This window comes from Pseudomonas sp. H1h, from assembly GCF_000633255.1.
GTDB lineage: Bacteria > Pseudomonadota > Gammaproteobacteria > Pseudomonadales > Pseudomonadaceae > Aquipseudomonas.
Window position 1 is genome coordinate 103,699 of sequence record NZ_AYMJ01000026.1, and the last position, 26,513, is coordinate 130,211.

Sequence of the window (26,513 nt, forward strand, 5' to 3'; positions counted from 1 at the left end):
GCCGGGGCGCGCTGCCCCGGCCGGTTCAAGAAGTACGCGATGGACCGGCTCATTTGCTTTCCGCCTGTTTGAGCTCCAGCACTTCTTTTGGCGTGACCATGTCGCCCTTGTTGTTGCCCCAGGCGTTACGTTCGTAGGTCACGACCGCTGCGATATCGACTTCCGAGAGTTGCTTGCCGAACGCCGCCATGGCGGTGCCGGGCTTGCCGAAGTACACGCGGTGCAGGTGGTCGGCTTTGGGGCCGGTGGCAATCGGCGAGCCTTTGAGCGCCGGGAACATCGGCGGCAGGCCCTGGCCTTCGGCCTGGTGACAGGCCACGCAGGTGGTGTGGTAGATCTTGTCGCCGCGCTCCTTGAGCTCGTCCAGTGTCCATTCCTTGCTGGTCAGCTCCTTGAGCTGCGCCGCTTCAGCCTTGCGGTCGGCCAGCCATTTTTCGTAGTCGGGCTTCTCCTTGACGTCGACCACGATCGGCATGAAACCGTGATCCTTGCCGCACAGCTCGGCGCACTGGCCACGGTAGATGCCGGGCTTGTCGATCCGCGTCCAGGCCTCGTTGACGAACCCCGGGATCGCATCGCGCTTGACCGCGAACGCCGGCACCCACCACGAGTGAATGACGTCGGCGGAGGTCACGAGAAAGCGCACCTTGGCGCCGACTGGCAGCACCAGCGGCTTGTCGACTTCGAGCAGGTAGTGCTCGCCCTTGGCTTCCTTGTTGTGAATCTGTTCGGCAGGGGTGGCCAGGTTGCTGAAGAACTCGACGTCCTGGCCCAGGTATTTGTAGTGCCACTTCCACTGGTAACCGGTGATCTGGATATCGATATCCGGCTCACTGGTGTCGTACATGCGGATCAGGGTGGCGGTCGCCGGAACGGCCATCGCCACCAGAATCAGCAGCGGCACGACGGTCCAGAGAATTTCGACGGTGGTACTTTCGTGGAATTTTGCGGCGACCTGCCCGGTGGAGCGGCGATGCACGATCATCGACCAGAACATGGCGCCGAAGACGATGATCCCGATCACCACACAGATCCAGAAAATGGTCATGTGCAGGTCGAATACTGCGTGACTGATTTCAGTCGCTCCAGGCGCCATATTCACAGTCCAGGCAGCGTTGGCCTGGCTGAAAATCGACCACAACAGGAGGCCCATCCAGACGTGTGGATGTCGCATCATTGCGGGTTCCCCTTATCGTTCTTGTTATCCCGCCGGCTTTCGCCTGCGGCAAGGGAGCGGCTGCATCAGACTACGAACTTGAATCGCCGGGCCTTGCTGCGGGTGCAGTCGGGCGTCATCAGCTAACTCCATTCAATGGCGAGTATAGACAGCCACCGGGAATTGCAACGCGATCGCGTAAATCATCTGAAACAGCTGGCACTTGCGTTCCGGACCACGAATGGAGAAGGATGCAGACGAGTGGTGGCAAACCGATATAACGCCGGTGCATCAAGGATGAAATAATTATGACAAATGCGTCTTAGCATTTTTCGTAAGCCAGCTAAGTTATGTCTTCCCTATTTCATTGCCTTGTACCCTGGAGTTTTCATGAACACCGCCGCATTGCGCGAGCAGATCCACATAGCCCGACAACACGAGATTGAAACCGGAAAGCTAACCCGTCAGCTCGAAAGCCAACTGCAGCACCTGCACCCGGCGATCCAGTTGCCGGAAACCGACGCCAACGGCGTGCTGACGCGTTTTGTCGCCGCCTACATCGATGAAGTGCCAGACCTGCTGGATGCAGCCAATGAAGTCGCCAGGGAAGCGGGAATCGAGTCACAGATCAAACCGGTGCTGAAAATCGCCGAACAGTACTTTCTCCAGCCGCCGGTCGGCCTGGACAGTCTGCTGGACGAAGCCTATCTGGCGCACCGCTTTGTCGAAGAGGTCAACGACCTGTACATCAAGCATTTCGGCCAGCCACTGATCCCCTTGGACATGACGGTCGCCAATCTGATTGCTCACCAGTTGCTCGGTGAGGAATTTGCCAATCAACTTGATGAAGTGGTGCACCACGCGGTGGACAGCATGCTCGACGACGACAGCTTTGCGCTGGAGTCGGTGGAAGCCTACCGCGAGAAACTCAGCAGCCCGGACACCGGTGCGGCCTGGAAACGCTGGCCGTGCATGAGTCGCCGTCTGGGCGTGGGCCTGGACTTGGATCAGCCCGCCGCGTAACGCGGAAACATCAATACCTGTGGGAGCTGGCTTGCCAGCGATTGCGGTGGACCAGCCTGCATTGTCGTTGACTGACACATCGCCATCGCTGGCAAGCCAGCTCCCACAGGGTTTATTTAGAGCGTGGATGATTCACCCCGCCGCACCTATCCCGACATTCGTGCGGATGCGCCCCTCAAGTCTGCGCTTCAACCCGCGCGACTCGATCAACAGCTTCGAACCCTTGGCCGCATTGGCCCGTCCCCACTCTTCCAGCAACTCCAGACACGAATGGTCGATGTAGCTCAGGTTGTTGAGCGGCACATGCACCGTCGTGCCCGGCGGAATGCTGCCCAGCACCTGAGTCAGCGCCGGCACCTTGAGGAAAGTCGCCGCACCCACCAGACGCAACTCCATTTCCCCCTCCTGCGGCAGATCGATCAGGCTGATCTTCAGCCGCGAGGCCTTGAACGCCAGTTTCACCAGGGTCAGGCCGAAACCGATCAGCACACCGGTCAGCAGGTCGGTGAAGATGATCGCCAGCGCCGTGGCGGCGTAGGTGAACATCGGCATCCGGCCATACCGCCCCAGCCCGCGAAAGGCTTTCAGATCCACCAGTTTGAAACCGGTGTAGACCAGCACCCCGGCCAGACTCGCCACCGGAATGCTTTGCAGCACACTCGACAGCAACAACACGAAGCCCAGCAGCCACAAGCCATGGAAAATCGTCGAGTAACGCGTGGTGGCGCCGGCCTGGACGTTGGCCGAGCTGCGCACAATCACCCCGGTCATCGGCAGCGCGCCGACCAGCCCGCAGAGCATGTTGCCGACGCCTTGCGCCGACAGTTCGCGGTCGAAGTCCGAACGCGGGCCGCTGTGCATGCGATCCACCGCAGCGGCGGAGAGCAGGGTTTCGGCGCTGGCGATGAACGCCACGGCGAACGCGGCGATCAGCAGTGTCGGGTCGGCCAGGCTCAGCAGGTCCGCCGGTTTCAGCCAGTCGATGGCTTCGGCCAGATTTGCCGGCACTTCAACCCGCTTCACTTGCAGCGCCAACAACAGACTGGCGCCTGTCGCCAACCCGACACCGAGCAGTGCGCCGGGAATGAAGCGCAGTGAATGCGGGCGAAACTTTTCCCATAGCCACATCACAGCGATGGTCGACAGCCCGAGCAGCCCGGCCTGCCAGCCAAAAGACGGCAAGGCCTGCGCCACCGCGCCGGGGAACGCCGTCAGGTTGTCCAGACCGGAGGGTTTCGGCGCCGCATCCAGCATCACATGCACTTGCGAGAGCACGATCAGCACGCCGATCCCGGCGAGCATCCCGTAGACCACCGCTGGCGCCGTGACCCGAAACCAGCAACCGAGCTTCAGACGGCCGGCCACCAGTTGCAGAAAACCCGCCAGCAGCAGGATCGGCCCGAGCATCTCGATGCCGTGCTGGCGCACCAGTTCGAACACCAGCACCGCCAACCCCGCTGCGGGCCCGCTGACCTGCAACGGCGAACCCGCCAGCCAGCCCACCACCAGACCGCCGATGATCCCGGTGATCAGGCCTTTGGCCGGTGGCAACCCTGAAGCAATCGCAATGCCCATGCACAGTGGCAGGGCGACCAGAAACACCACCACCGAAGCGAGCAGCTCCCGTGGCAACACCGTTTTCAATTGAGCCGCACGCATGATGACTCTCCCGAAGTTTTCTTCAGGCGTGGCGAAGCCAGGTCGCTGAAACAGCGACCGGCGTCAGACCACACGGATTTTTAGGAGGATTTAGAAGCGCGCTTTGGGCGTCGCCACCGGAATTGGATGGCTGCCGTCGAGCGGCAGGAAGCGTCCCTGATCCGCGTCGTAAGCTTTGATTTCGCTGGTTTCGATGTTGTAGACCCAGCCATGGATGAACAGATGACCGTTCGCCATGCGCGAGGCTACCGAAGGATGGGTACGCAAGTGCTGCAGTTGGGCGATGACGTTTTCCTCGGTGAGGATCGGCATGCTTTCTTTTTCGTCGGCGCAGTGACAGTTGTCATGCACCATGGTTTTCGCGACTTCGGCATGGCGTAGCCAGGCTTTGACCGTCGGCATCTTTTCCAGGCTGTCCGGATTGAGTACCGCGCGCATGGCGCCGCAATCGGAGTGGCCGCAAATGATAATGTGCTGCACGCCAAGCGCCAGTACCGCGTATTCGATGGCGGTGGAAACGCCACCGTTCATCTGCCCGTAGGGCGGAACGACGTTGCCGACGTTACGGGTCACGAACAGATCGCCCGGCGAACTCTGGGTGATCAGTTCCGGCACGATGCGCGAGTCGGCACAGGTGATGAACATCGCCTTTGGTGCCTGGGCTGTGGCGAGTTTCTTGAAGAGTTCTTCCTGCTGCGGGAAGACCTCATGATGGAAATGCAAAAAGCCGTCAACGATCTGTCGCAGCGCTGCATCGGCGGATTCCGCCCCAGGGACGGCTTGCGCCGACGCAGCCAACGGCTGTTTATCCTTGTCACTCATGATTCATCCTCTTTGGCGGATTCGGGGAGTCATTCCCGTGTATTCCGGTGTGAAGCCAGTGGCTGTTTAAAACATCCGGGTCATCCAGACCCATCAGTCACTCGATGAACAAGGTAGCCGCCGAAACTTAACTCAAACTGAATCAAGCGCTCTAGAACGTGTGTTCCAGGTCACAAAAAACGTGACTGGGACATTTCGACGGAAGGATTCCAACCCCTCAACCATAGGCTAATTGTCGCTAAATCAACGACATCTGGCGACCCGGCGGACAGAAGGCAGTGCAATCGAGTTCATAGCCCTCACGGTGGTTCAAGCCGAGGCGTTTAATGGCTTTGGCGAAACGTTGCGCCAGCAGGTCGGCGAACGGTCCTTCACCGCGCATGCGGGCGCCGAAACGGCTGTCGTAGAGCTCGCCGCCACGGCTCTGGCGCACCAGGCTCAACACATGGGCCGCGCGCTGCGGGTAGTGTGCCTGCAGCCATTCCTCGAACAGCGGCGCCACCTCCAGCGGCAGGCGCAGCATCATGTAGGCGGCGCTTTGCGCACCGGCGGCATGCGCCTCGGTCAGCAGGCTTTCGATCTCGCTGTCGTTGATCATCGGGATCATCGGCGAACACAGCACCCCCACCGTAATCCCCGCTTCGCGCATCACCCGGATCGCCCGTAACCGGGCCTTGGGCGCTGCTGCGCGGGGTTCGAGGATGCGTTTGAGCTCGTCATCCAGCGTTGTCAGGCTGATCATCACCGCCACCAGCCGTTGCTGCGCCAGTTCAGTGAGCAGGTCGAGGTCGCGCAAAATCAGTGAGCCTTTGGTGACGATGGTCACCGGGTGCCGATAGCGCAGCAGCACTTCCAGGATTTGACGGGTGATTTTATGTTCGCGTTCGATCGGCTGATACGGGTCGGTGTTGGAGCCGAGGTTGATCGGCGCGCACTGGTAGCCTTTTTTCCCAAGCTGTTCTTCCAGCACCTGCGCGGCGTTGGTCTTGGCGATCAGCCTGGTTTCGAAATCCAGTCTCGGCGACATGTCCCAATAGGCGTGGCTGGGCCGTGCATAGCAATAGATGCAACCGTGCTCGCAGCCGCGATAGGGATTGATCGAGCGATCGAAGGGCAGGTCCGGCGAGGTGTTGCGGGTGATGATGGTTTTCGCGGTTTCGATCATCACCTCGGTGTTCTGCGTCTCGGGCACTTCCTGATACCAGCCGTCATCCTCGGCCACCGAACGGTTTGGCGCGAAGCGGTTGTGCGGGTTGGTGGCGGTGCCGCGACCGCGTGGTGGCAAGGGCGTGTGCATCGCAGGTGTCCTGATGGCTGTATGTGCATACAGTATCGCTGGCGCGAGTAAACAGCCAGTGCCGTTCGGCGAATCGGGGTGTCGGATACACGTCATTCCGGTTATTGATTGCAGTTTTTTATTGCAACCCGGGGACACATCTTTCAAGTAGCAGTAAAACTCGCGATGTCGTTAGTATTCGCCCTGTTGCACTTCTGCTATTCAATATTTAAAAGGAATTAAATGTGTCGAACTTCAATCATCGTGGCATCTTTCTGCAGAAACTTGGCCCAACTCCGGTTGATCCAGATGAAGTGCTGGTGTCCATGCAGTTTGCCCTGAAACAATCTGGCTGGGATGCAGAGAATGCCGTACCGACCGAGTCCCTGCTGGATTCGCAGATCATCATTGCCGCTTCTTACGATGGTGGTAAAACCTTCGATATGCGCAATGAAAAGGATATCGATGGCGACGGTGATATTGATGCAGATGACAAGGCCAAGTTGCTGGCACTGGCCAAGGCTTATGTAAATATCATGAATCCGTAATATGAATACATGGCTGCACTGGTTGTGGCGTTAAATAAAAAGCCCTGTGCCAATTAATGCGCACAGGGCTTTTTTATTTAATTGCTGTGGGTGATCTGACCCAGATCATCTGCCGAGGTGGTCGTCATGTCGCTGGTGCGCAAATGACTGACCTCATCTGCTTTGACCGGCGCCCCTTTGTTACCCCAACTGCCACGGATGAAGCTCACCACGTCCGCCACTTCCTGATCCGACAGGCGCCAGGCGAAGCCCGGCATGGTGAAGGTCGATGGCGCTGTGTGTGTGGCGGGCAGGGTGCCGCCCTTGAGCACGATGTGAATCAGCGAGGTCGGGTCTTCCGATTGCAGCACCGGGTTGCCCGCCAGCGCCGGGAACACTCGGGTGTAGCCGTGGCCGTCGGTGCGGTGACAGGCCGCGCAGTTGTCGATGTACACCGCTGCACCGCGTTGACTGTCGTCGCCATTCCACAGGGCTTTGGCCGCTTTCTCGTCGTACTGGTGCGGCTGATCGTCTGGATCGGTTGCCGGCAGCGATTTGAGGTAGCGAGCAATCGCGGTCAGGTCGGCGTCGGTCATGTATTGCATGCTGTGGGTGACCACATCGCTCATGCCCCCGAATACCGCGCTGCGGTCGCTGCGTCCGGTCTTGAGGAACTGCACCAGTTGCGCTTCGCTCCAGCCGCCGAGACCGTCCTTGTGATCACCGCGCAGGCTCTTGGCGATCCAGCCTTCGAGCGGCGCACTGCCGGCGAGGAAGGTTTTCCCGTCAGCCGCGCTCAGGGATTTTTCCTGCATGGTCAGGGCACGCGGCGTATGGCAGGCGCCGCAATGGCCGAGGCCTTCGACCAGATAGGCGCCGCGATCGATCACCGGATCGTCCGAGGTTGCCTTGTAGTCCTCGACCTTGGGCGCGAACATCCAGCGCCAGCCCATCAGCGGCCAGCGCATGCTCAGTGGCCATGGAATGTCGCTGGCCTTGTTTTCCTGTGCGACGGGTTCGACGCCGTGCATGAAGTAGGCGTACAGCGCCTGCATGTCGCTTGCGCTGACACGGGCGTAGGACGGATACGGCATCGCCGGGTACAGCGTACTGCCGTTTTTGGCGACACCATGGCGCACTGCCTTGTCGAAGTCCTCGAAGCTGTAATCACCGACGCCGGTTTTGTCCGGGGTGATGTTGGTCGAGTAGATCGTGCCGATCGGGGTTTCCATCGGCAGGCCGCCGGCGAACGGCTTGCCGCCCTTGGCGGTGTGGCAGGCCACGCAGTCGCCGGCGCGGGCGAGGTATTGGCCTTGTTTGATCAATGCTTGATCGACGTCGGCGGCGTGTACGGCAGCGCTGCCGAGCAAGGCCAGGGTGGCGATAACAATAGTCTTCATGGTCATCGCTCCTTATGCCTGAACCAGCGGGCCGGGGTTTTTCAAATACTGCTCGCGGATCGCCTTGGCCGACCAATAGGTCAACGCGGCCACCAACCCGGTCGGGTTGTAACCCAGCCCTTGCGGGAACGCCGACGCGCCCGGAACGAAGACGTTATGCACATCCCAGCTCTGCAGGTAGCGGTTCAGCGCGCTCTTCTTCGGGTCGGTGCCCATGATCGCGCCACCGTTGAGGTGGGTGGTCTGATAGGCCGCGGTGTTGAAGTGATCACCGACCTGCTTGCCGATCACCGCGATGGCTTTCGGGCCCATGGCTTGGGCGACCTTGCCCATTTTCTCGACCATGAAGCGGTTCATCTTGATGTCGTTTTCCTGCCAGTCGAAGGTCATCCGCAGCAGCGGCAAGCCGTAGGCGTCGCGGTACACCGGATCGAGATCGAGGTAGTTGCCACGGTAGGACTGATGCGCGCCGTGGGCGTCCATCGACACCTGGTGGGTGTAGTAATCGGCGGTCGCGCGTTTCCACGCACTGCCCCAGGCCGGGGTGCCCGGTGGGTTCGAAGTGCCGGCAATCGGCCGGCTGCCAGCCTGGTTGACCCACATCGGCGAGCCACCGACGAAGCCGTGCGGGCCGTGGTCGAAGTTGTCGGCGTTGAAATCGTCCAGCGCCACGCCGTTGCCGCCGGCACCGATGAAGTTGTTGGTGTGGGTGTCCTTGTCGAAGAACGCCTTGATGGTCGCCATGTTCTGGTAGGCGAAGTTGCGCCCGACCACGCCCTCGCCAGTCATTGGGTCGTAGGGTTTGCCGATGCCCGACAGCAGCATCAGGCGCACATTGTGCAGCTGGAAGGCGCCGAGGATCACCAGATCCGCCGGTTGCTCGATCTCGCGGCCCTGAGCATCAATGTAGGTGACGCCGGTGGCTTTGCTTTTCGTGCTGTCGAGGTTGATCCGCAGCACATGGGCGTTGGCGCGCAGTTCGAAATTCGGCAGCGGTTTGAGCGCCGGCAGGATGTTCACGTTCGGCGAAGCCTTGGAATACATGTAGCACACGTAGCCGCTGCAGAATCCGCAGAAGTTGCACGGGCCCATCTGTGCGCCGTAGGGGTTGGTGTACGGACCTGAAGTATTCGCGGAGGGCAGGTTGTAGGGTTTGTAACCGACCTCTGTCGCCGCTTTGCCAAACAGTTGTGCGGAAACGGTGTTCTTCTGTGCCTCCAGCGGGAACGGATTCGAGCGATCCGGCGCGTACGGGTTGCCGCCCTTGCCCTGACCAACCAGTTGGCCTTTCACGGTCCAGGCCTGGCCGGAGGTGCCGAAGACTTTCTCGGCGAAATCGAAGAACGGCTCCAGTTCTTCATAGCTGACGCCGAAGTCCTGGATGGTCATGTCCTTGGGGATAAAGCTTTTGCCGTAGCGTTCTTCGTAATGGCTGCGCATGCGCAGCTCGATCGGATCGACACGAAAGTGCACGCCCGACCAGTGCAGTCCCGCACCGCCGACGCCATTGCCCGGCAGGAACGCACCCAACTGGCGGTTCGGCAGGGCGATGTCGTTGACGCTGTGGCGGATGGTGACGGTTTCTTTCGAGATGTCCTGGAAGAGTTTTTTGCGCACGCTGTAGGTGAGTTCGTCGATCACCTGCGGATAGTTGCCGTCGGGGTAGGTGTCCTGCATCGGCCCGCGCTCCAGCGCCAGCACGTTGAGCCCGGCTTCGGTCAGCTCTTTGGCCATGATCGCTCCGGTCCAGCCAAAACCGACGATCACGGCGTCGACCTTCTTCATTACCGTTGCCATGCTCAAGCCCTCTCGCCGCGAATCGACACTGCCGGGAAGGGGTATTGCTCGTTGCGCTCCACCCAATCCATGAAATCGGCGCGAGCGCCGGGGAAGCCGATCATGGTCCAGCCGACCATGCCTTTATTGCCGCCGTGGATCGGGTCGCAGAAGAACCCTTCCTTGGTGTTTTGCAGCAGCAGACTGAAGAAAATCTTTGCCGGAACAGCATCGAATTGCGGTTTTCCGGCTTCGAGTTGCTTGAGCAAATCGTCTCGGGTAGCGCTGTCTTGCTCAGCAAATACTTTACCGTTGAGCGATTTTGCCCACTGATCCGTGGCGGCGATGCCCAGGCGATAGATCTCTTTGGGCACCAGTTTGCTCTGCCAGCCCATTTCCGGCGCAGCGTCGGCGTTGAACGGACCCTGCATGTACCAAAGGGCACCGGCGGCATATGGGGTGTTCATCTGACGGTCGATGTATTCCGGCACGCCGGCTTCGAGGGCGCCCGGGCCTTGGGCGTCGTTGGGGATCAACTGCGCCACGGCGGCGTTGATGAAGGCCCATTCCTCGGCGGTGAAATAGCTCGGCTGGTAGGCGCCGGCATCGGACTTCGCCGGGGTTGCGGCTGGCGCCGCCGGGGTGGCTTCAGGCGCCGCTTGCAAGACGCTGCTGCCCAGACCGGTGCCGGCCAGGGTGACCACGGGAATCAGGGTCAGGGATTTGCGCAAGAACTCACGCCGCGGGTTGTCTCGATCTGCATCAGACATGGGGGTGCACCTCATCAGGCATTGATGGTTGTCCGTTTCTGCGAACGGCTTGAGCATTTTTTCGTCGCGGCGCGAGGCCCGTTTGACCGGGAAAAGGGGGACGCCTGCAACATCGTGTGACAAATGGTAGCAGGCTACACATCGGGGTGAACCGATTCAGCTGAAAAAGCCGCAGTTTTTTTACCCCGCGCTCAATGAAATCGTGCGGATTCACGATTCTTTGACAAGTGGCTCACAGGGCTTTGACTGGCAGACGTGGAAGCTGCGAGACCTTTCATTGATGAATCCCGATACGGTCGACCAGCATGTCCCGAGTGCGCCTGTTTCCTGCTTTGTGTTTGTCGCTTGTTGCCCTGCTGCACTTGATGCCGGCCCAGGCTGACGCCGCCGTGCCATCGCGTCCCCCTGAGTGGGCGCAACCGGTGGAAGTGCAGTACAACCTGTTCCAGATGTCGCCAACGCTCTACCGCAGTGCCCTGCCGAACAGCGGCGCGGTGCCATTGCTGAAAAATCTCAAAGTGGCGACGGTGATCAACTTCCTGCCGGAAGCTGACAGCAGCTGGCTGTCCGAGCCGGGCATCAATCAAGTGCAACTGCCTTATCGCACCAACCACGTCGATGACGCCGATGTGCTCAAGACCTTGCGCGCAATTCAGAGCGCCGAAGCCAATGGTCCGGTGTTGATGCATTGCAAGCATGGTTCCGACCGCACTGGCCTGATGGCGGCGATGTACCGGATTGTGGTGCAGGGTTGGAGCAAGGAAGACGCGCTGAATGAAATGACTCAGGGTGGTTTCGGTGAGAGCGGCCATTTCAAGGATGGTGTGCGCTATGTGATGCAGGCTGACGTCGACAAACTGCGCACCGCCCTGGCCAATGGCGATTGCAGCACCAGTGCCTTTGCCACCTGCTCGATGAAGAGCTGGTTCCAGTCGGTCAACCTCAAATAAGCCATACCCTCCACGGCATTGCACCGTGGAGGGTTATTCGCCGGCTCAGTCTTCGGACTTTTTCTTCAGTTTCGGATTCGGGAAGAACTGTACGGCCTGGACGGTCTTGTCCGGCGCCGGCTTGAGCGCGCTGGTATTGACCCGCGTGCCCAGTTCCCTGGGAACCGATAACCCCTGCTCGTTGAGCGTATCCGAGTAACCGCAGGCCACACATTCGCGGTGCGGCACGCTGTCCTCGTTCCACATCATCAGTTTGTCCGGCTCGCTGCACGCCGGGCAGACGGCCCCGGCGATAAAGCGTTTCTTGGTAATCACAGGCCCCTCACTCATGCTGCCGCGTCCTCACTCAGGCCGCTGTGGCGCAAGAGTGCGTCAATCGATGGCTCGCGGCCACGGAAGTCGACGAACAGCACCATCGGCGCCTGCGAACCGCCACGCGCCAGAATCGCTTCGCGGAAGGCGCGACCGGTCTCGGCGTTGAGCACGCCGTCTTCTTCGAACTTCGAGAAGGCATCGGCCGACAGCACTTCCGCCCACTTGTAGCTGTAGTAACCCGCTGCGTAACCGCCGGCAAAGATGTGCGCAAAGCTGTTGGGGAAGCGGTTGTACGCCGGTGGACGCATCACCGACACCTCGTCCCGCACGCCTTCCAGCACCTGGGCAACGCTGCGACCGTCGCCGTGGGTGGCGTGCAGCTCGAAGTCGAACAACGAGAATTCCAGCTGGCGGACCATCATCAGCCCGGACTGGAAGTTCTTCGCCGCGAGCATTTTTTCCAGCAGGTCCTGCGGCAGTGGCTCGCCGGTTTCGTAGTGAGCGGAAATCAGCGCGAGGCCTTCCGGCTCCCAGCACCAGTTTTCCATGAACTGGCTTGGCAACTCGACCGCATCCCAGGCCACGCCATTGATCCCCGACACACCCGCGTGATCAACGCGGGTCAGCAGGTGATGCAGGCCATGACCGAATTCGTGGAACAGGGTGGTCACTTCATCGTGGGTCAGCAGCGCAGGCTTGCCGCTGTCGGCCGGGGTGAAGTTGCACACCAGGTTGGCCACCGGGCTTTGCAGCACGCCGTCGACGGTGCGACGACGATCGCGGGCGCCGTCCATCCAGGCACCGCCACGCTTGTTGGCGCGGGCGTAGAGGTCGAAGAAGAAGCGGCCGACGTGCTGGCCGTTTTCCTTGATCTCGAACAGGCGCACGTCCGGGTGCCAGGTATCGAAGCCTTTCAGTTCGGCGATTTCGATGCCGTAAAGACGCTGGACGATGGCGAACAGACCGCCGAGGACTTTATCGATCGGGAAGTAGGCGCGCAGGGTTTCCTGAGCGACGCTGTAACGCTGCTCGCGGAGTTTTTCCCCGTAGAAACCGCTGTCCCAGCTTTGCAGATCAGCGCAACCCTGCTCGGCGGCGTAGGCACGCAGCTGTTGCAGGTCCTGCGCGGCGAACGGCTTGCTGCGCTTGGCGAGGTCGCGCAGGAAACTCAGTACCTGATCGCTGGACTCGGCCATTTTGGTCGCCAGGCTCAGTTCGGAGAAGCTGGCGAAGCCCAGCAGTTTTGCCAGCTCCTGGCGCAGGTCGAGGATCTCTTCCATCACCGGGCCGTTGTCGTTCTGGCCGGCGTTCGGGCCCTGGTCCGAGGCGCGGGTGCAGTAGGCCGCGTAGACTTCTTCGCGCAGCGCGCGGTCCTGGGCGTAGGTCATCACCGCGTAGTAGCTCGGGAATTCCAGGGTGATCAGCCAGCCGTCGAGGCCTTTGGCCTGTGCGGCGGCGGCCATTTGTGCCTTGGCCGAATCGGTCAGGCCGGCGAGGGCGGCTTCGTCGCTGACGTGCTTGGTCCAGGCTTGGGTGGCGTCGAGCAATTGATTGGAGAAGCGGCTGCCCAGTTCGGACAGTTTGCTCTGCACTTCGGCGTAGCGCTTTTGTTCGGCTTCCGGCAGGTCGATACCCGACAGACGGAAGTCACGCAGGGCGTGTTCCAGAATAGTCTTTTGCGCCACGTCGAAGCCGGCGGCTTGCGGGCTATTGGCCAGGGCTTCATAGGCCTGGAACAGTTCGCGGTTCTGGCCCATTTCGGTGGAGTAGGCGCTCAGGGCCGGCAGGCACGACTCGTAGGCTTCGCGCAGCTCGGCACTGTTGCACACGGCGTTGAGGTGGCTGACCGGGCTCCAGGCGGCGCCGAGGCGATCATTGAGCTCGTCCATGGCCAACACCAGGCCGGCCCAGGTCGGGTTCTGAACCTGGGTCTTGAGGATTTCGGCGATGGCGGCGCGGTTGTCGGCCAGGATCGTTTCAATGGCTGGCAGGACGTGTTCGGCACGGATCGTGGAGAACGGCGGCAGGTCGTAGGACTGCAGAAGAGGGTTGTTCACGCTCACGGTTGGCACCTTGGCTGGAAGAAACATGCGCCCATCTTAATTACAATCGACACTCACCGCAGCTATCGGCGACAGAGAGAGAAATTATCGTGCCCCTTCGCAAGTACCAGAATCACACCCCTCGCTTGAGCAAAGGCGCGTTTGTCGACGCCTCGGCGGTGGTGATCGGCGACGTCGAAATCGGCGATGACAGCTCCGTCTGGCCGCTGACCGTGATCCGCGGCGACATGCACCGCATCCGCATCGGCGCGCGCACCAGCGTGCAGGATGGCTGCGTGTTGCACATCACCCACGCCGGTCCGTTCAACCCGGACGGCTTCCCGTTGCTGATCGGCGATGACGTGACCATCGCCCACAAAGTCATGCTGCATGGCTGCACTGTCGGCAGCCGCGTGCTGATCGGCATGGGCAGCATCGTCATGGACGGCGCGGTGGTCGAGGATGACGTGATCATCGGCGCCGGCAGCCTGGTGCCGCCGGGCAAACGCCTGGAAAGCGGCTTCCTGTACGTGGGCAGCCCGGTGAAACAGATCCGCGCGCTGACCGACAAAGAGCGCGCCTTTTTCACCTACAGCGCGGCGAACTACGTGAAGCTCAAGGACCTGCATCTGGCCGAAGGCTACGACACACTCTGAATTGATTTGCGACTGCCCAGGAATTCCCATGCATTACCAGACCGTACTGTTCGACCTCGATGGCACCCTGACCGACCCGCGTGAGGGCATCACCCGCTCCATCCAGTTCGCCCTCGGCAAGCTCGGCATCGATGAGCCGGACCTGACGAAACTCGAGCATTTCATCGGCCCGCCGCTGCTGCAGGCGTTCATGCAGTTCTATGGCTTCGACGAGGCCAAGGCCTGGGACGCGGTGAACTTCTATCGCGAGCGCTTCAAGGTCACCGGCCTGTACGAGAACCGCGTGTTCGATGGCGTCACGCCATTGCTCGAGACGCTTGGCGGTCAGGGGCGGCAGCTGTATATCGCCACCTCGAAGCCATGGGAGTTTGCCCGCGAAATTGCCCGGCACTTCGACTTTGCCAAACACTTCAAGGTGATTTACGGCAGTGAGCTTGACGGTACACGGACCAACAAGGTCGAGCTGATTGCGCACCTGATCGCCGAAGAAGGCCTGGACCCGGCCAACACACTGATGATCGGTGATCGCAAGCATGACCTGATTGGTGCGCGCAGCAACGGGCTGGATGCGGCGGCGGTGGGTTATGGGTTTGGCAGTTTTGAAGAATTGAATGCCGAAGCGCCGGCTTATCACTTTGAAACACTGGCCGAGTTGCATCAGGCGTTTTTGCAGCGCTGATCAGATGGCTATCGCGAGCAGGCTCACTCCTACATTTGGAACGCTTCCCCCTGCAGGAGTGAGCCTGATCGCGATGACGTCCTCCCAATCAACTCAACTGTTTGTATCTGCCAATATTTTCAAAGCCGCCTTACGCTCGGCCGTCGGCAGTTCACCCAGCTTCTCGACCTGCGCATAAAACCGCACCCAATCCCCTCCAACCTGCCGGAACAACGCCGCAAACGCCGGCACCCACTGGTCATACAGCCCAAACGGCAACAACCGTGCATTGTTCAGCGGCATATTCACCCAGGCGTCATAACGCTTGTCCCCGGCCCATTGGCTGTCGCGCATCAATCGATATTCGCGACGAAACTGCTCGAACGCCGCCGCTTTGCGCTCGCGCATCTGTTCGGTCGGCAGTGGCTGGGCGTAAAGCTTTTCCAGCCGTGAGCGCGTTTCCAGCACCAGCTCGATGAATTGGTCGCGCTGCTTGAGCCGCGAGTCAGCGTCCGGCGGCAGACCACGAAACGCCCGCCACTGTCGGGTGCCTTCCTGTTCGACAAACGTGGCGAAGGACTCGTTGAACTCGGTGTCGTCCTTTACATAGAAGCGCTGATGCGCCAGTTCATGAAAGATCAGCGTGGCCAGGCGCTCGTCGCCCCAGCCCATCATCGTGTTGATGATCGGGTCATTGAACCAGCCGAGGGTCGAATAGGCCTCGACGCCGCCAATCGACACATCCATGCCTTGCAGACGCTGGATTGCCGCTTCGCCCCGGGCAGCGCTCTGGCTGTAGTAGCCGCGATAGGCCACGCAGCCGGCAATCGGGAAGCAATGGTTCTGCGGGGTCAGGGAAAACTCCGGCGTGGCGAACACGTTCCACACCACGTACGGCCGGCCGATGTCGGCGTACAGGCGATAGCTCTGGTTGTCCGGCAGATGCAGTTGTTCGCTGGCGAAGGCGCGGGCCTTCTGCGACTGGATCAGGTGCGTGCGTAATGTTGCATCGCGGCCGGGGTCGGCGATCACCTTGGCCACCGGCTCGCGCGCCCGCAGCAGCTGCAGCTGACCGCTGGCCAACTGGCTGTAATAGCTGACGCTGGAGCAACCGTTGAGCAACAAAAATATCGCACCCGGAAACAAAATCCGAAAAACGCGATCAAGTAACCCATGGCTTGGAAGCGGCCTGATCAAAATAAAAATCCTTTGGAAAGTCTGCCCGCAAGACTATCCCGCCATTTGGAGCTTCGCTATGCGCATGTTGTTGCTGACAGGAGGCCTGCTGACGCTGGCCGGCTGTGCCGGATTCGGAATGCCCGACCCTGACCCCTCGCAAGCCTGGATCGATCTCGATGCCCGGCAGCAGGACACGGCGCTGCAAGCGCTGCAGGTCGATAGCCGGACCACGGCCGACAAACGTTATTTCGAGGTGCAGCCCGGCAGCCATGAGCTGAAGGTGCGTTATCAGTTTGCGGTCGAAGCCACCAACATCGGCCCGGATGCCGAGCCGCTGTGGCGTGACTGCCAGTTGAATGTGAAATTCAACGATTTCAATGCCGGTCAGCGTTATCAGCTGCAGGCCGGCAGCATCGGTTTCCGGCCATGGGCGAAGCTCTACGACGAGCAACGCAAGGTGGTTGGCCAAGGCACACCGGCAGGCTGTCAGCGCACTTGATCGGCGCTATGCTTCAGGTCTGAATCCTTGGACATCCATCATGCGCAAGTTGATGCTGTTGCTCGCGGTCGGCGCTATCGCCGGCTGCCAGACCCCGCTGCCCCCGGTTGATCCACAAATGGCCTGGGTCGATTTCTCGACCCCGACCCCCGGCGGCAAACTGCTCATGGCCGAGCGCCTGGATAACGTACGCCTGACGGATGGCAGGTTTTTCCAGGTCACGCCCGGCAGCCATGAGTTGCGGGTGCGTTTCGACTTCGAAGTGTTCGGCGGCGGTGGCAGTCTGATGACCGGCCCGGTCGAGCGTCTGTGTTACCTGTACATCCGCTACGACCATTTCGAAGCCGGCCAGCGTTATCTGCTGGAAGGGCGTTCGCTGGGGTTCACACCGAGCGCGCGGCTGTACAACGCCAAACACGAAATCGTCGCCGAGGATCGTGACATGGACTGCCTTAGCTGAGGTGACTCAGTTGCTGTTCTTCTGATAGATGATCGCTTTGGTGCCGTTGTCGCATGTGCCGACGACCATCGCCACGTCGTGTTTATCGGCCTCTTCCTTGCTGACGATTTCCAGCGTGTAGGAGGGCACGGCGTTGGCCTGGATCTTGACCTCGATCTCGTTCTTCAATTCTTCACAGTCTTTCGGTGCGGCAAGAACCGTTGTGGCCAATGCACTGCAAAGAATCGCCAAGCCAATACGTTTCATAGTTGAAGCTCCCTGGTGCAGCGCGCACGGGCGTGCGCTGAAGCTGCTGTCACGTATTCGACCATATTTTTGCAGAGTGGGTTCTGACTTCGCTCACATCTTCAGGTTGTGCGGTGCTTTTTTGGATCGCTTTCGCGAGCAGGCTCGCTCCCACCTTGGACGTGTTCACAACACACACACACCCTGTGGGAGCGAGCCTGCTCGCGAATGGTTCAGTCAGCGCCGACTTAGCTGACCAGCGAAGCCTCGAGCGTAATCTTCGCATTCAACACCTTGGACACCGGGCAACCTTCCTTGGCCTTTTTGCTCAACTCGTCAAACTGCGCCTGGGTTGCACCCGGGATTTTCGCCTTGAGAATCAGCTTCACCGCAGTGATGGCAAAGCCGCCGTCCACCTGGTCCAGGGTGACTTCGGCCTGAGTGTCGATGCTCTCGGCCTTAAGGCCTGCATCGCCGAGAATCATCGAAAACGCCATGGAAAAACAGCCGGCATGGGCGGCGCCGATCAGTTCTTCCGGGTTGGTGCCCTTGCCGCCTTCGAAGCGCGCGTTGAAACCGTAAGGGGCTTCTCTGAGGACGCCGGTTTCGGTAGAGATCGAGCCGATGCCGGTTTTCAGATCGCCTGCCCAATGCGCGGATGCTTTCTTCACGATAGCCATGTCTGCCTCCTCAAGATCTGGCGCGGAACGCCGCGCCGTCGTGGTTTTTGCTTGCAAGGCTTCTGAGGATAGACGCCGGGTCAAAGTTCAGCTCAGGTGAATCGTTGACTTTTTTAGTAGGATTTTTCGCTCAGCTATTGAAACTCGGGTATATGCCCTTATTGCACAGAACACGCTTATGAATTCGGCAGGTTTTCGTTCGCAAGAAAAAACCTGCAGACCACTCGGAGACGCAGGTTTATGAAGCAACTGTCCGACGTAAAGTTTTCCACCCTCGACCTGGTGCCGGTGCGCGAGAACGGCAGCCCGGCGCAATCGCTGCGCAACTCGCTGGACCTGGCGCAGCATGTCGAGAAATTCGGCTACACCCGCTTCTGGGTCGCCGAGCACCACAACATGGACGGTATCGCCAGCTCTGCCACCTCGGTGCTGCTGGGCTATCTGGCCGGTGGCACCTCGACGATTCGTGTCGGCTCCGGCGGGGTGATGTTGCCCAACCACGCGCCGCTGGTGATCGCCGAGCAGTTCGGCACGCTTGAGAGCCTGTATCCGGGGCGCATCGACCTTGGGCTGGGCCGTGCACCGGGTTCCGACCAGATGACCGCCCGCGCCCTGCGTCGCGAACGCTCCGGCAGTGCCGATGATTTCCCGGAAGACGTCGCCGAACTGGTGCGCTTCCTCGGCCCGCGTACCCCGGATCAACGGGTGATCGCCATGCCCGGCACCGGCACCAATGTGCCGATCTGGTTGCTCGGCTCCAGTCTGTTCAGTGCGCAACTGGCCGGTGAGCGCGGTTTGCCTTACGCCTTCGCCTCGCACTTCGCCCCGCGCTTCATGCATGAGGCGATTCGCGTCTATCGCAACCACTTCAAGCCGTCAGCGGTACTCGACAAGCCGTACGTGATGCTCGGTGTGCCGCTGGTTGCAGCGGACACCGATGAGCAAGCGGATTACCTGGCGACTTCGGTGTATCAGCGCATTCTCGCGCTGATGCGTGGACAGAGTCTGGTGCAGCGTCCACCGGTGAAAAGCATGGACGGCCTGTGGCTGCCCCATGAGCGTGAGGCGGTGGGGGACTTCCTCGGCCTGGCGATGGTCGGCAGCCCGCAGAAGATCCGCGCGAAGCTGGAGGTACTGGTTGAGCAGACCCAGGCTGATGAGCTGATCTTCACCTGTGATCTGTATGAGCATGCCGATCGCCTGCATTCCTATGAGCTGCTGGCGCAGGTGATGAAGGGCTGAGACCGTGCATAAACTCCTGTGGGAGCGGGCTTGCTCGCGAAGGCGGACTTTCAGGCGCGAGTGATGTTGGCTGATACGCCGCCATCGCGAGCAGGCTCACTCCTGCCGGGGGAATGTATCGTCCACAAAAAAGCCGACGCCTTCGCGTCGGCTTTTGCATTTCAGTCGCGATCAACCGCGCTTGTAGACGATTTCCTTGGCGCCGCCTTCACATTTGCCGACGACCTTGCCGCCAGCGGCTGCACCCTTGTCGGCAATCTCCAGCGAATACCCGGAAACGCCCTTGGCATCCAGCTTCGCGGCAATTTCGCTTTTCAACTCTTCACAAGGCTTGCCAGCAGCAAACGCGCCACCCGCAAGGCTCAACAAACCTACTGCCAATATGAACTTCTTCATCGGTCGCACTCCCTGGTCGGATTAAAAGAGGCGGGCATCGGGTATCCCGATGCGCTCACCTTGTAGCGCTTTGCCATTCCTATGGCACTCGGCCAGCGCGCAAGTTCAGAAGCGTAGCCCAAACTCAGCTGCTGGCAATCCGGAAGCCGACTTTGAGCGTTACCTGGAAATGCGCAGCCTTGCCGTCCTTGATGTGGCCACGGGTGTCGACCACTTCAAACCATTCCAGATGCTTGATGCTCTTGTTCGCTTCAGCCAGCGCGTTGTTGATGGCGTCCTCGATGCTGCTGGCAGACGAGCCGACCAGCTCGACTTTCTTGTAGGTGTGATGGTCACTCATGGCGATCTCCTTGGCGTTTGGATTTGACGTATGGAATTGAGACTAGCAGTGAATCTGCACTGTTGATTTCGGTGGCCCGGCGCAAGTGAAGTTCAGATTTTCTGCACTTTCTCAAACCGCTGAAGTCCCAAACAACACACGCCACTCATCACCAATGCAGGAGAGCCACCATGGCCAACACCTCTTTACGTAAAGCCTCGTTGCAAAGCATGGAAGCCGAGATCGAGAGTCTGCTCAAGTCGTTGGAAAGCCTGAAGGACGACGCTTCGGACGAGTCGCGCAAGACCCTCAAGGCGCTCAAGGGCAACGCTGAAAGTGCGCTGAAACATTCGCGCAGCCTGCTCAGCGATGCCTATGAAGAAGTCAAAGTGAAAACCCGCGAGACCGGGATCGCCACCCGTGATTACGCTCAGGAACACCCTTGGACCACCGCCGGTGTGGCGGTGGGTGCGCTGGGTTTGCTGGCCGCTTACTTGCTGTTCAAGCGCGGCGAGTGATCCGCCTGGCGCAGCTCGTTCTTGAGCCACTGCGCCAGTTGCCGGGCGCGCCCGTCTGCGGCGCGCTTGGGTAGCCACAACGCCAGTTGCGCAGGGGTTTCGCAGAAGCCCCATGGCGCAACCAGGCGACCGGCCTTCAAATCCTCCACTACCAGCGGCTGTGGCGCGATCGCCACGCCAAGTCCGGCGACTGCGGCTTCCAGCAAATAATACAAATGCTCAAAACCTTGCCCGAGCTTCAACGCCTTGGCGTCGAGGTGGTTTTGCTGTGCCCAGCTTGGCCAGGCTTGCGGGCGGGACGTGGTGTGCAGCAACGGTTCACTGAACAATGCTGAGGCCGGCGCGGTTTGCAGGCGCTGGAAACCGCTGAACAGCGGGCTCATCACTGGCCCGATGCGTTCTGCCGCCAGCTCGTAAACCTGCATGTCTGCCGGCCATGGCGGTTCGGCGAACAGCAACAAGGCGTCCAGTCCGGGGCGCCGTGGGTCGAGATCGCCTTCACCGGCGGACAAGTGCAGGCGCAAGTCTGGCAGGTCGGCATTCAAACGGCCCAAGCGTGGAATGAACCAGCGCGCCAGCAGACTGCCGGAGCAGCCGAGCACGAACGGTGCATCGGCGGTGTTTTGCGTCAGCTCGGCACACACACTGCGCAGCCGATCGAATGCCTCGCCGCTGGCGTCTCGCAGGCGAGCCCCGGCATCTGTGAGTTTCAGGCCGCGCCCATCCTTGACGAACAGGCTCACGCCCAGATGCTCTTCGAGCACTTTGAGCTGACGACTGACCGCGCCGTGGGTGACGTGCAGCTGTTCGGCTGCCTGACTGACGCTGTTCAGTCGGGCGGTGGCTTCAAAGGCACGCAAGGCGTTCAGCGGGGGAAGGTCATGACTCATGTTATCTGTGAGTTTTCCTGACAGGTTGTGGCGATCTTATCGGTTTTCAGCTTGGATCGTCAGGGGTAGAGTGGTCGTCATTGTCTTTTGACCCGAATTCACCTGGAGCGACTCATGACCCAGACTTCGAACACTTCCAATCTGCGCAACGGCCCGGACGATAACGGCCTGTTCGGCGCGTTCGGTGGCCGCTACGTAGCGGAAACCCTGATGCCGTTGATCCTCGATCTGGCCCGCGAATACGAAGCGGCCAAGGAAGATCCTGCATTCAAGGAAGAACTGGCCTATTTCCAGCGTGACTATGTCGGACGTCCAAGCCCGCTGTATTTTGCCGAGCGTCTGACCGAGTTCTGTGGTGGCGCCAAGATCTACCTCAAGCGCGAAGAGCTGAACCACACCGGCGCGCACAAGATTAATAACTGCATCGGCCAGATCCTGCTGGCGCGACGCATGGGCAAGAAACGCATCATCGCCGAGACCGGCGCGGGCATGCACGGCGTGGCCACCGCCACCGTTGCCGCGCGTTTCGGTCTGGACTGCGTGATCTACATGGGCACCACTGACATTGAGCGTCAGCAGGCCAACGTGTTCCGCATGAAGCTGCTGGGCGCTGAAGTGATTCCGGTGGTTGCCGGCACCGGCACTTTGAAAGATGCGATGAACGAAGCGCTGCGTGACTGGGTGACCAACGTCGACAGCACCTTCTACCTGATCGGCACCGTGGCCGGTCCGCACCCGTACCCGGCAATGGTTCGCGACTTCCAGGCCGTGATCGGCAAGGAAACCCGCGATCAGTTGCAGGCTCAGGAAGGTCGTCTGCCGGACAGCCTGGTGGCGTGCATCGGTGGCGGTTCCAACGCCATGGGCCTGTTCCACCCGTTCCTCGACGACAAGAGCGTCGAAATCATTGGGGTCGAAGCGGCCGGTTACGGCATCGAAACCGGCAAGCACGCGGCCAGCCTGAACGGCGGTGTACCGGGTGTGTTGCACGGCAACCGTACCTTCCTGCTGCAGGACGACGATGGTCAGATCATCGACGCCCACTCGATCTCCGCCGGCCTCGATTATCCAGGTATTGGTCCGGAACACGCCTGGTTGCATGACATCGGCCGCGTTCAATACACCTCGGTGACCGACGACGAAGCCCTCGACGCATTCCACAAATGCTGCCGCCTGGAAGGGATCATTCCTGCCCTGGAAAGCGCCCACGCGTTGGCTGAAGTATTCAAACGCGCGCCGAACCTGCCGAAGGAGCATCTGATGGTGGTCAACCTGTCGGGCCGTGGCGACAAAGACATGCAGACCGTCATGCACCATATGGAACAGTCCAAGCAGGAGAAACACTGATGAGCCGCCTGCAAACCCGCTTTGCCGACCTCAAAGAACAGAACCGCGCCGCGCTGGTGACCTTCGTCACCGCCGGTGATCCGGATTACGCCACTTCGCTGGCGATCCTCAAAGGTCTGCCGGGCGCTGGCGCCGATGTGATCGAATTGGGCATGCCGTTCACCGACCCGATGGCCGACGGCCCGGCGATTCAACTGGCGAACATCCGTGCGTTGGGTGCCAAGCAGAACCTGGTGAAAACCCTGCAGATGGTCCGTGAGTTCCGCGAAGGCAACAGCGACACGCCGCTGGTGCTGATGGGCTACTTCAACCCGATCCACATGTATGGCGTGCCGCGCTTCATTGCCGATGCCAAGCAAGCCGGTGTCGATGGGCTGATCGTGGTCGACATGCCCCCGGAGCACAACGCCGAGCTCTGCGATCCGGCGCAGGCTGCCGGCCTGGACTTCATCCGCCTGACCACCCCGACCACTGACGATGCGCGTCTGCCGAAAGTGCTCAATGGCAGCTCGGGTTTCGTGTACTACGTGTCGGTGGCCGGTGTGACCGGTGCTGGCGCGGCAACACTGGAGCACGTCGAAGAGGCGGTAACGCGTCTGCGTCGGCATACCGACCTGCCGATCAGCATCGGTTTCGGCATCCGCACCCCGGAGCAGGCGGCTTCCATTGCGCGTCTGGCGGACGGTGTGGTGGTGGGCTCGGCACTGATCGACCACATCGCCAATGCGACCACGCCGGAGCAGGCCATCGACGGCGTGCTGAGCCTGTGCTCGGCACTGTCCGAAGGCGTGCGTCAGGCCCGCGTCAGCTAAAGGTAAAGTTCCTGATACAGAGGAATTAGCGCCTCACAACGCAGCCTAATTGAGCAAGACCGAGGGATTCAGAACCACGTTCTGAATCCCTTTTTGCTGTTGGTGCAGTGAGGAAAGACCCGATGAAAATGCCGAAACGTCTGATTGCCGGATTGGGCGTACTGATGATCAGTGCGACACCGCTGCTGGCCAGCGCCGATCAGCGCGATGATCATGAGCACGGTGGCCCGCAGCAGGGCCAGTACGACAACCATGGCAATGACCATCGCGACGATCATCGTGGCCCGCCAAACGATCACCGTGGCGGCCCGCCACCGCACGACTTCGGCCCGGTGCGCCAGACCATTCGCGATAACCACGGCTACTTCGTGCGCGGTGCACCACCGCCACCGGGTATCCATCTGGAGCGCGGCCGGCCGTTGCCGCACGGTTATTACGGCGAGCGCCTGGACGGTCGAGCGTTGAGCCGTTTGCCGGTGTATCCCGGTTATGAATGGCGCCGCACCGGGGGCGATATCGTGCTGATCGCGGTGGGCACCGGAATTGTTTACGAAATTCTGGATGGCGTTCTGAACTGATCAGCAGGCAATAAAAAAGATTGCAGCCCCAGGGCTGCGATCTTTTTTTCAGGGCAGCTCAAGCCCGCCGGATGCCTTGTGCAGTTTGCGCAGATGTTCACCAATCTGCTTCACATTGGCTTCGCTGGCGGCAATCTCGGCTGCACGCTTGGGTTCCAGCAACTTGCGCACCTCCTTGTCCAGATCGCCGCTCAGCGCCAGCAGTTGTTTCTGGCGTTGGCTGCTTTCGTCTTGCAGGCGCTTGAACTCGCTCGGCTGCGGCAGGCCGTAGCCACGGCTGTCGAGCAGTTCTGCCGGACGGCTGAGGAAGCCGCTGTTGGCGAGAATTTCCTGCAGGGTCGCGTTGGCCTTGTCCATGCCACCGTTTTCCAGCTCCCGGGCACCGAGGTAGCGCTGCTTGACCTCATCCTGCGCCAGCAGCAACTGGCGGCGATAGCTCGCCTGTTCCAGCAGCAGTAACGCGGCACTGGTGCGCAGGTCCGCACGCTCGAACCATTGGCGGCGTTCTTCGGCAGACAATGACAGCCAGTCCTCGACGGTGGTTTGTTTGATCGGCAACTGCTTCTTCAACACATCGAACATCGCCTGATAGCGATCGCGGAACGAGTCGAAGCGATAGCCCAGGCGCAGGGCTTCCTTGGGGTTGTCCAGTACGCTGGTGTCGGCCAGTCCGCGGCCTTTCATCACTTCCAGCAAGCCGTTGGGCATGATGCTGTCCAGGCCGATAAGCTGCTTGTTGTTGCTGCCGCTGCGCAACAGCTTGAGGCTTTCCACGGCACAGTTGTTGGACAGGAAGAAGTAGTTGCCGTCGTAGCTCCAGTGCATCTCGGCGGCGTGTTCGACCACCTCTTCAATCTCGGTGCGCGACAGGTTCAGCGGCACTGACGCGAGGCTGCGCAGTTCAGTCTTGGTGTACTCGTCGATCACCTGGGCCAGCGGCAGCACGAACAGCCGCGACGGGTATTTGCCCACCAGCCCGTCCCAGCTCGACAGCTGGACGTCACCGACAAAGGCGCGATAGGACAGCACCAGGTGCTGATCCAGGTCGAGCCGGCAATCCGGGCCACGTGGTCGACCCGGAGCACAGATCACCAGGCGCAACATGCTGTGGCCCCAGCGGCTGACCCAGTTCTGGTTGGCCTCGGCCAGCAAGTAGTCGACGGCATACACCCGCTCCGGATCGACCTGCCCCAGTGGCTGTTTGGCGAAGTCGTTGCCGGCATTGAGAAAGGCGAAGGTGTTGCTGCAGGTGTCCTTGACCGGAGGAGCCCAGCCGAAGCGTTCCTTGTAGTAGCGATAGAGCGCCGGACGGCGGCAGGCGTAGCTCGGGTCGAGGAGGAAATACTCCATGTTGACCGCGACAAACTCTTTCGGGCTGGAGATTTCGTACAGGTCCGGGCTGCGGGCCACCTGACGGTTGTGCTGTTCACGCTCGCCGCGGCGCCCGACGTACTGTTGCCAACCGGCGAGGTCGAGCAGGCGCGGGTCATCGCTGAGGGTGAAGCGCCGTTCGGTCTGTCCGCGACATTCATCGGGAATGCCGACCAGGCCGGCGCTGTTGCTGCGACGAGTGCAGCGCTGGATCATCGTGCGTTCGGCGGCGGGCCACAGACGTGCGCGGTCATAAATGTGGGTGAGTTCGTGCAGCACCGTTGCCAGCAGTTCCTGGCGGACCGTGCCGTGGGGGCGATTGGTTTGCTCTTTGGCCGCGCTGCCGTCGGTGAGGCTGGCGAGCAGTTTGCGGTTCAGGTCGAGTTCGGCGACCAGGGTCGCCTGGCCGTAAGCATTGCCGGGCATGTCGTCGGTCCAGCCGACATCGATGCGCCGGTCCAGCTGTTCGACAAAGCTGGGAGGCAGCTTCTGCATCGCTTCATCGAGCAACGCCTGGCTGGCTTGCTGTTGAGCGGGGCTCAGGCCGTCGGTCTTGAGCCGCAATTGCAAGCTGGCGTGGGCGCTGTTGCCAAGCAGCAACAATGCCCCGGCCAGCAGCCAGGCGCCGATTGACTTCACAGTGCGAGGATGGCTTCGGCGAGCACCTGATCACTCGCATCGCGGGCTTCGGGTACACGCGTGCGCAAGGTATTGAGGGCGGCTTCCAGGTGCGCACCACGGATATCGCCGTTGGTGGCAACGAAGCTGGCCGCATCGTCGTGAGCTTCGCGGATGATTTTCGAATCGCGAATCGACGTGGTGGTATCGGAGGTGAAATCGATGGTGCGCTGGGAGGCACGAACGATGATGTTACTGGTGGCTACCAGGGTGTGCGCCTGGGCCACGTCGGCCAACAAAAACAGGCCAAGGGCGGCAGCAATCAGCGGGCTACGCATGGAACGACTCC

General features: G+C 60.7%; 29 protein-coding genes. 12 read left to right on the forward strand and 17 right to left on the reverse strand.

Annotated elements, in window-relative coordinates; genetic code table 11:
* Positions 1 to 49 precede the first annotated feature (49 nt).
* Complete coding sequence (coxB, locus tag U862_RS0121625) at positions 50 to 1,177, reverse strand: cytochrome c oxidase subunit II (RefSeq protein WP_025112324.1); 1,128 nt, start codon at positions 1,175 to 1,177, stop codon at positions 50 to 52.
* 369 nt (positions 1,178 to 1,546) lie between these two features.
* Here coxB and U862_RS0121630 point away from each other — a divergent pair, with 369 nt between their 5' ends.
* Positions 1,547 to 2,179 carry a hypothetical protein gene (locus tag U862_RS0121630; protein ID WP_025112325.1) on the forward strand — a complete coding sequence of 211 codons (633 nt, stop codon included), beginning with the start codon at positions 1,547 to 1,549 and terminating at the stop codon, positions 2,177 to 2,179.
* Positions 2,180 to 2,311: 132 nt separating this feature from the next.
* Here the strand turns inward: U862_RS0121630 and U862_RS0121635 are convergent, their stop codons facing one another.
* From U862_RS0121635 to U862_RS0121645, 3 genes are all read right to left on the reverse strand, one after another.
* Positions 2,312 to 3,838 (reverse strand): SulP family inorganic anion transporter, encoded by a 1,527-nt coding sequence (locus U862_RS0121635; protein WP_025112326.1) that lies wholly within the window; start codon positions 3,836 to 3,838, stop codon positions 2,312 to 2,314.
* Between the two features lie 90 nt (positions 3,839 to 3,928).
* Positions 3,929 to 4,660, reverse strand: coding sequence for a carbonic anhydrase (locus U862_RS0121640; RefSeq protein WP_025112327.1), 732 nt, complete (start codon positions 4,658 to 4,660; stop codon positions 3,929 to 3,931).
* A 238-nt stretch (positions 4,661 to 4,898) separates the two neighbouring features.
* Positions 4,899 to 5,957, reverse strand: coding sequence for a PA0069 family radical SAM protein (locus tag U862_RS0121645; protein ID WP_025112328.1), 1,059 nt, complete (start codon positions 5,955 to 5,957; stop codon positions 4,899 to 4,901).
* 224 nt (positions 5,958 to 6,181) lie between these two features.
* Between U862_RS0121645 and U862_RS0121650 the strand changes: the two genes are divergently transcribed.
* Complete coding sequence (locus U862_RS0121650; protein ID WP_025112329.1) at positions 6,182 to 6,484, forward strand: hypothetical protein; 303 nt, start codon at positions 6,182 to 6,184, stop codon at positions 6,482 to 6,484.
* A gap of 77 nt (positions 6,485 to 6,561) precedes the next feature.
* Here the strand turns inward: U862_RS0121650 and U862_RS0121655 are convergent, their stop codons facing one another.
* Genes U862_RS0121655 through U862_RS0121665 form a run of 3 tightly spaced genes read right to left on the reverse strand, consistent with a single transcriptional unit; the run spans position 6,562 to position 10,409 of the window.
* The gene (locus tag U862_RS0121655; RefSeq protein ID WP_025112330.1) at positions 6,562 to 7,863 is read right to left on the reverse strand and encodes a cytochrome c; all 1,302 of its coding nucleotides are present in this window, start codon (positions 7,861 to 7,863) and stop codon (positions 6,562 to 6,564) included.
* Positions 7,864 to 7,875: 12 nt separating this feature from the next.
* Positions 7,876 to 9,660: a GMC family oxidoreductase gene (locus U862_RS0121660; protein ID WP_025112331.1), complete on the reverse strand. Its 1,785-nt coding sequence runs from the start codon at positions 9,658 to 9,660 to the stop codon at positions 7,876 to 7,878.
* Between the two features lie 2 nt (positions 9,661 to 9,662).
* Complete coding sequence (locus U862_RS0121665; RefSeq protein WP_025112332.1) at positions 9,663 to 10,409, reverse strand: gluconate 2-dehydrogenase subunit 3 family protein; 747 nt, start codon at positions 10,407 to 10,409, stop codon at positions 9,663 to 9,665.
* A gap of 305 nt (positions 10,410 to 10,714) precedes the next feature.
* On the opposite strand from U862_RS0121665, the gene U862_RS0121670 reads away from it, so the two are divergent.
* Positions 10,715 to 11,359 (forward strand): dual specificity protein phosphatase family protein, encoded by a 645-nt coding sequence (locus tag U862_RS0121670; protein WP_025112333.1) that lies wholly within the window; start codon positions 10,715 to 10,717, stop codon positions 11,357 to 11,359.
* 45 nt (positions 11,360 to 11,404) lie between these two features.
* Here the strand turns inward: U862_RS0121670 and U862_RS0121675 are convergent, their stop codons facing one another.
* Both U862_RS0121675 and prlC read right to left on the reverse strand, forming a co-directional pair.
* The gene (locus tag U862_RS0121675) at positions 11,405 to 11,689 is read right to left on the reverse strand and encodes a YheV family putative zinc ribbon protein (protein ID WP_025112334.1); all 285 of its coding nucleotides are present in this window, start codon (positions 11,687 to 11,689) and stop codon (positions 11,405 to 11,407) included.
* Positions 11,686 to 13,764 carry an oligopeptidase A gene (gene prlC / locus U862_RS0121680; RefSeq protein WP_177327361.1) on the reverse strand — a complete coding sequence of 693 codons (2,079 nt, stop codon included), beginning with the start codon at positions 13,762 to 13,764 and terminating at the stop codon, positions 11,686 to 11,688. The genes U862_RS0121675 and prlC overlap by 4 nt, the downstream gene beginning before the upstream one ends.
* Before the next feature lie 62 nt (positions 13,765 to 13,826).
* On the opposite strand from prlC, the gene U862_RS0121685 reads away from it, so the two are divergent.
* Positions 13,827 to 14,372: a gamma carbonic anhydrase family protein gene (locus U862_RS0121685; RefSeq protein WP_025112336.1), complete on the forward strand. Its 546-nt coding sequence runs from the start codon at positions 13,827 to 13,829 to the stop codon at positions 14,370 to 14,372.
* Positions 14,373 to 14,400: 28 nt separating this feature from the next.
* Positions 14,401 to 15,051: an HAD family hydrolase gene (locus tag U862_RS0121690; protein WP_025112337.1), complete on the forward strand. Its 651-nt coding sequence runs from the start codon at positions 14,401 to 14,403 to the stop codon at positions 15,049 to 15,051.
* A gap of 93 nt (positions 15,052 to 15,144) precedes the next feature.
* On the opposite strand, the gene U862_RS0121695 is transcribed toward U862_RS0121690, so the two are convergent.
* Positions 15,145 to 16,227 carry an aminopeptidase gene (locus tag U862_RS0121695; RefSeq protein WP_049828033.1) on the reverse strand — a complete coding sequence of 361 codons (1,083 nt, stop codon included), beginning with the start codon at positions 16,225 to 16,227 and terminating at the stop codon, positions 15,145 to 15,147.
* Positions 16,228 to 16,285: 58 nt separating this feature from the next.
* On the opposite strand from U862_RS0121695, the gene U862_RS0121700 reads away from it, so the two are divergent.
* Both U862_RS0121700 and U862_RS0121705 read left to right on the forward strand, forming a co-directional pair.
* Positions 16,286 to 16,708 (forward strand): hypothetical protein, encoded by a 423-nt coding sequence (locus tag U862_RS0121700; protein WP_025112339.1) that lies wholly within the window; start codon positions 16,286 to 16,288, stop codon positions 16,706 to 16,708.
* A 40-nt stretch (positions 16,709 to 16,748) separates the two neighbouring features.
* Positions 16,749 to 17,168, forward strand: coding sequence for a hypothetical protein (locus tag U862_RS0121705; RefSeq protein WP_025112340.1), 420 nt, complete (start codon positions 16,749 to 16,751; stop codon positions 17,166 to 17,168).
* 6 nt (positions 17,169 to 17,174) lie between these two features.
* On the opposite strand, the gene U862_RS0121710 is transcribed toward U862_RS0121705, so the two are convergent.
* Positions 17,175 to 17,414 (reverse strand): DUF1161 domain-containing protein, encoded by a 240-nt coding sequence (locus U862_RS0121710; protein WP_025112341.1) that lies wholly within the window; start codon positions 17,412 to 17,414, stop codon positions 17,175 to 17,177.
* A 227-nt stretch (positions 17,415 to 17,641) separates the two neighbouring features.
* A complete protein-coding gene (locus U862_RS0121715; RefSeq protein ID WP_025112342.1) occupies positions 17,642 to 18,073 on the reverse strand; it encodes an OsmC family protein in 432 nt (143 codons plus the stop codon).
* Positions 18,074 to 18,313: 240 nt separating this feature from the next.
* Here U862_RS0121715 and U862_RS0121720 point away from each other — a divergent pair, with 240 nt between their 5' ends.
* The gene (locus U862_RS0121720) at positions 18,314 to 19,315 is read left to right on the forward strand and encodes an LLM class flavin-dependent oxidoreductase (RefSeq protein WP_025112343.1); all 1,002 of its coding nucleotides are present in this window, start codon (positions 18,314 to 18,316) and stop codon (positions 19,313 to 19,315) included.
* Positions 19,316 to 19,486: 171 nt separating this feature from the next.
* Here the strand turns inward: U862_RS0121720 and U862_RS0121725 are convergent, their stop codons facing one another.
* Both U862_RS0121725 and U862_RS0121730 read right to left on the reverse strand, forming a co-directional pair.
* Positions 19,487 to 19,711, reverse strand: a complete 225-nt coding sequence (locus U862_RS0121725; RefSeq protein ID WP_025112344.1) for a DUF1161 domain-containing protein — start codon at positions 19,709 to 19,711, stop codon at positions 19,487 to 19,489.
* A 124-nt stretch (positions 19,712 to 19,835) separates the two neighbouring features.
* Positions 19,836 to 20,051 (reverse strand): dodecin, encoded by a 216-nt coding sequence (locus U862_RS0121730; RefSeq protein ID WP_007911688.1) that lies wholly within the window; start codon positions 20,049 to 20,051, stop codon positions 19,836 to 19,838.
* Positions 20,052 to 20,221: 170 nt separating this feature from the next.
* Between U862_RS0121730 and U862_RS0121735 the strand changes: the two genes are divergently transcribed.
* Positions 20,222 to 20,548, forward strand: a complete 327-nt coding sequence (locus U862_RS0121735) for a YqjD family protein (protein WP_007953918.1) — start codon at positions 20,222 to 20,224, stop codon at positions 20,546 to 20,548.
* Here U862_RS0121735 and U862_RS0121740 read toward each other — a convergent pair.
* Complete coding sequence (locus tag U862_RS0121740) at positions 20,521 to 21,438, reverse strand: LysR family transcriptional regulator (protein ID WP_025112345.1); 918 nt, start codon at positions 21,436 to 21,438, stop codon at positions 20,521 to 20,523. The genes U862_RS0121735 and U862_RS0121740 overlap by 28 nt on opposite strands.
* Positions 21,439 to 21,552: 114 nt before the next feature.
* Between U862_RS0121740 and trpB the strand changes: the two genes are divergently transcribed.
* The 3 genes from trpB (at position 21,553) to U862_RS0121755 (ending at position 24,175) form a co-directional block, all read left to right on the forward strand.
* The gene (gene trpB / locus U862_RS0121745) at positions 21,553 to 22,785 is read left to right on the forward strand and encodes a tryptophan synthase subunit beta (RefSeq protein WP_025112346.1); all 1,233 of its coding nucleotides are present in this window, start codon (positions 21,553 to 21,555) and stop codon (positions 22,783 to 22,785) included.
* A complete protein-coding gene (gene trpA, locus U862_RS0121750; protein WP_025112347.1) occupies positions 22,785 to 23,597 on the forward strand; it encodes a tryptophan synthase subunit alpha in 813 nt (270 codons plus the stop codon). The genes trpB and trpA overlap by 1 nt, the downstream gene beginning before the upstream one ends.
* Before the next feature lie 122 nt (positions 23,598 to 23,719).
* Positions 23,720 to 24,175: an anti-virulence regulator CigR family protein gene (locus U862_RS0121755; RefSeq protein WP_025112348.1), complete on the forward strand. Its 456-nt coding sequence runs from the start codon at positions 23,720 to 23,722 to the stop codon at positions 24,173 to 24,175.
* A gap of 48 nt (positions 24,176 to 24,223) precedes the next feature.
* Here the strand turns inward: U862_RS0121755 and U862_RS0121760 are convergent, their stop codons facing one another.
* The gene (locus U862_RS0121760; RefSeq protein WP_025112349.1) at positions 24,224 to 26,185 is read right to left on the reverse strand and encodes a DUF4105 domain-containing protein; all 1,962 of its coding nucleotides are present in this window, start codon (positions 26,183 to 26,185) and stop codon (positions 24,224 to 24,226) included.
* Positions 26,182 to 26,502, reverse strand: coding sequence for a DUF2388 domain-containing protein (locus U862_RS0121765; RefSeq protein ID WP_007911662.1), 321 nt, complete (start codon positions 26,500 to 26,502; stop codon positions 26,182 to 26,184). The genes U862_RS0121760 and U862_RS0121765 overlap by 4 nt, the downstream gene beginning before the upstream one ends.
* Positions 26,503 to 26,513 lie beyond the last annotated feature (11 nt).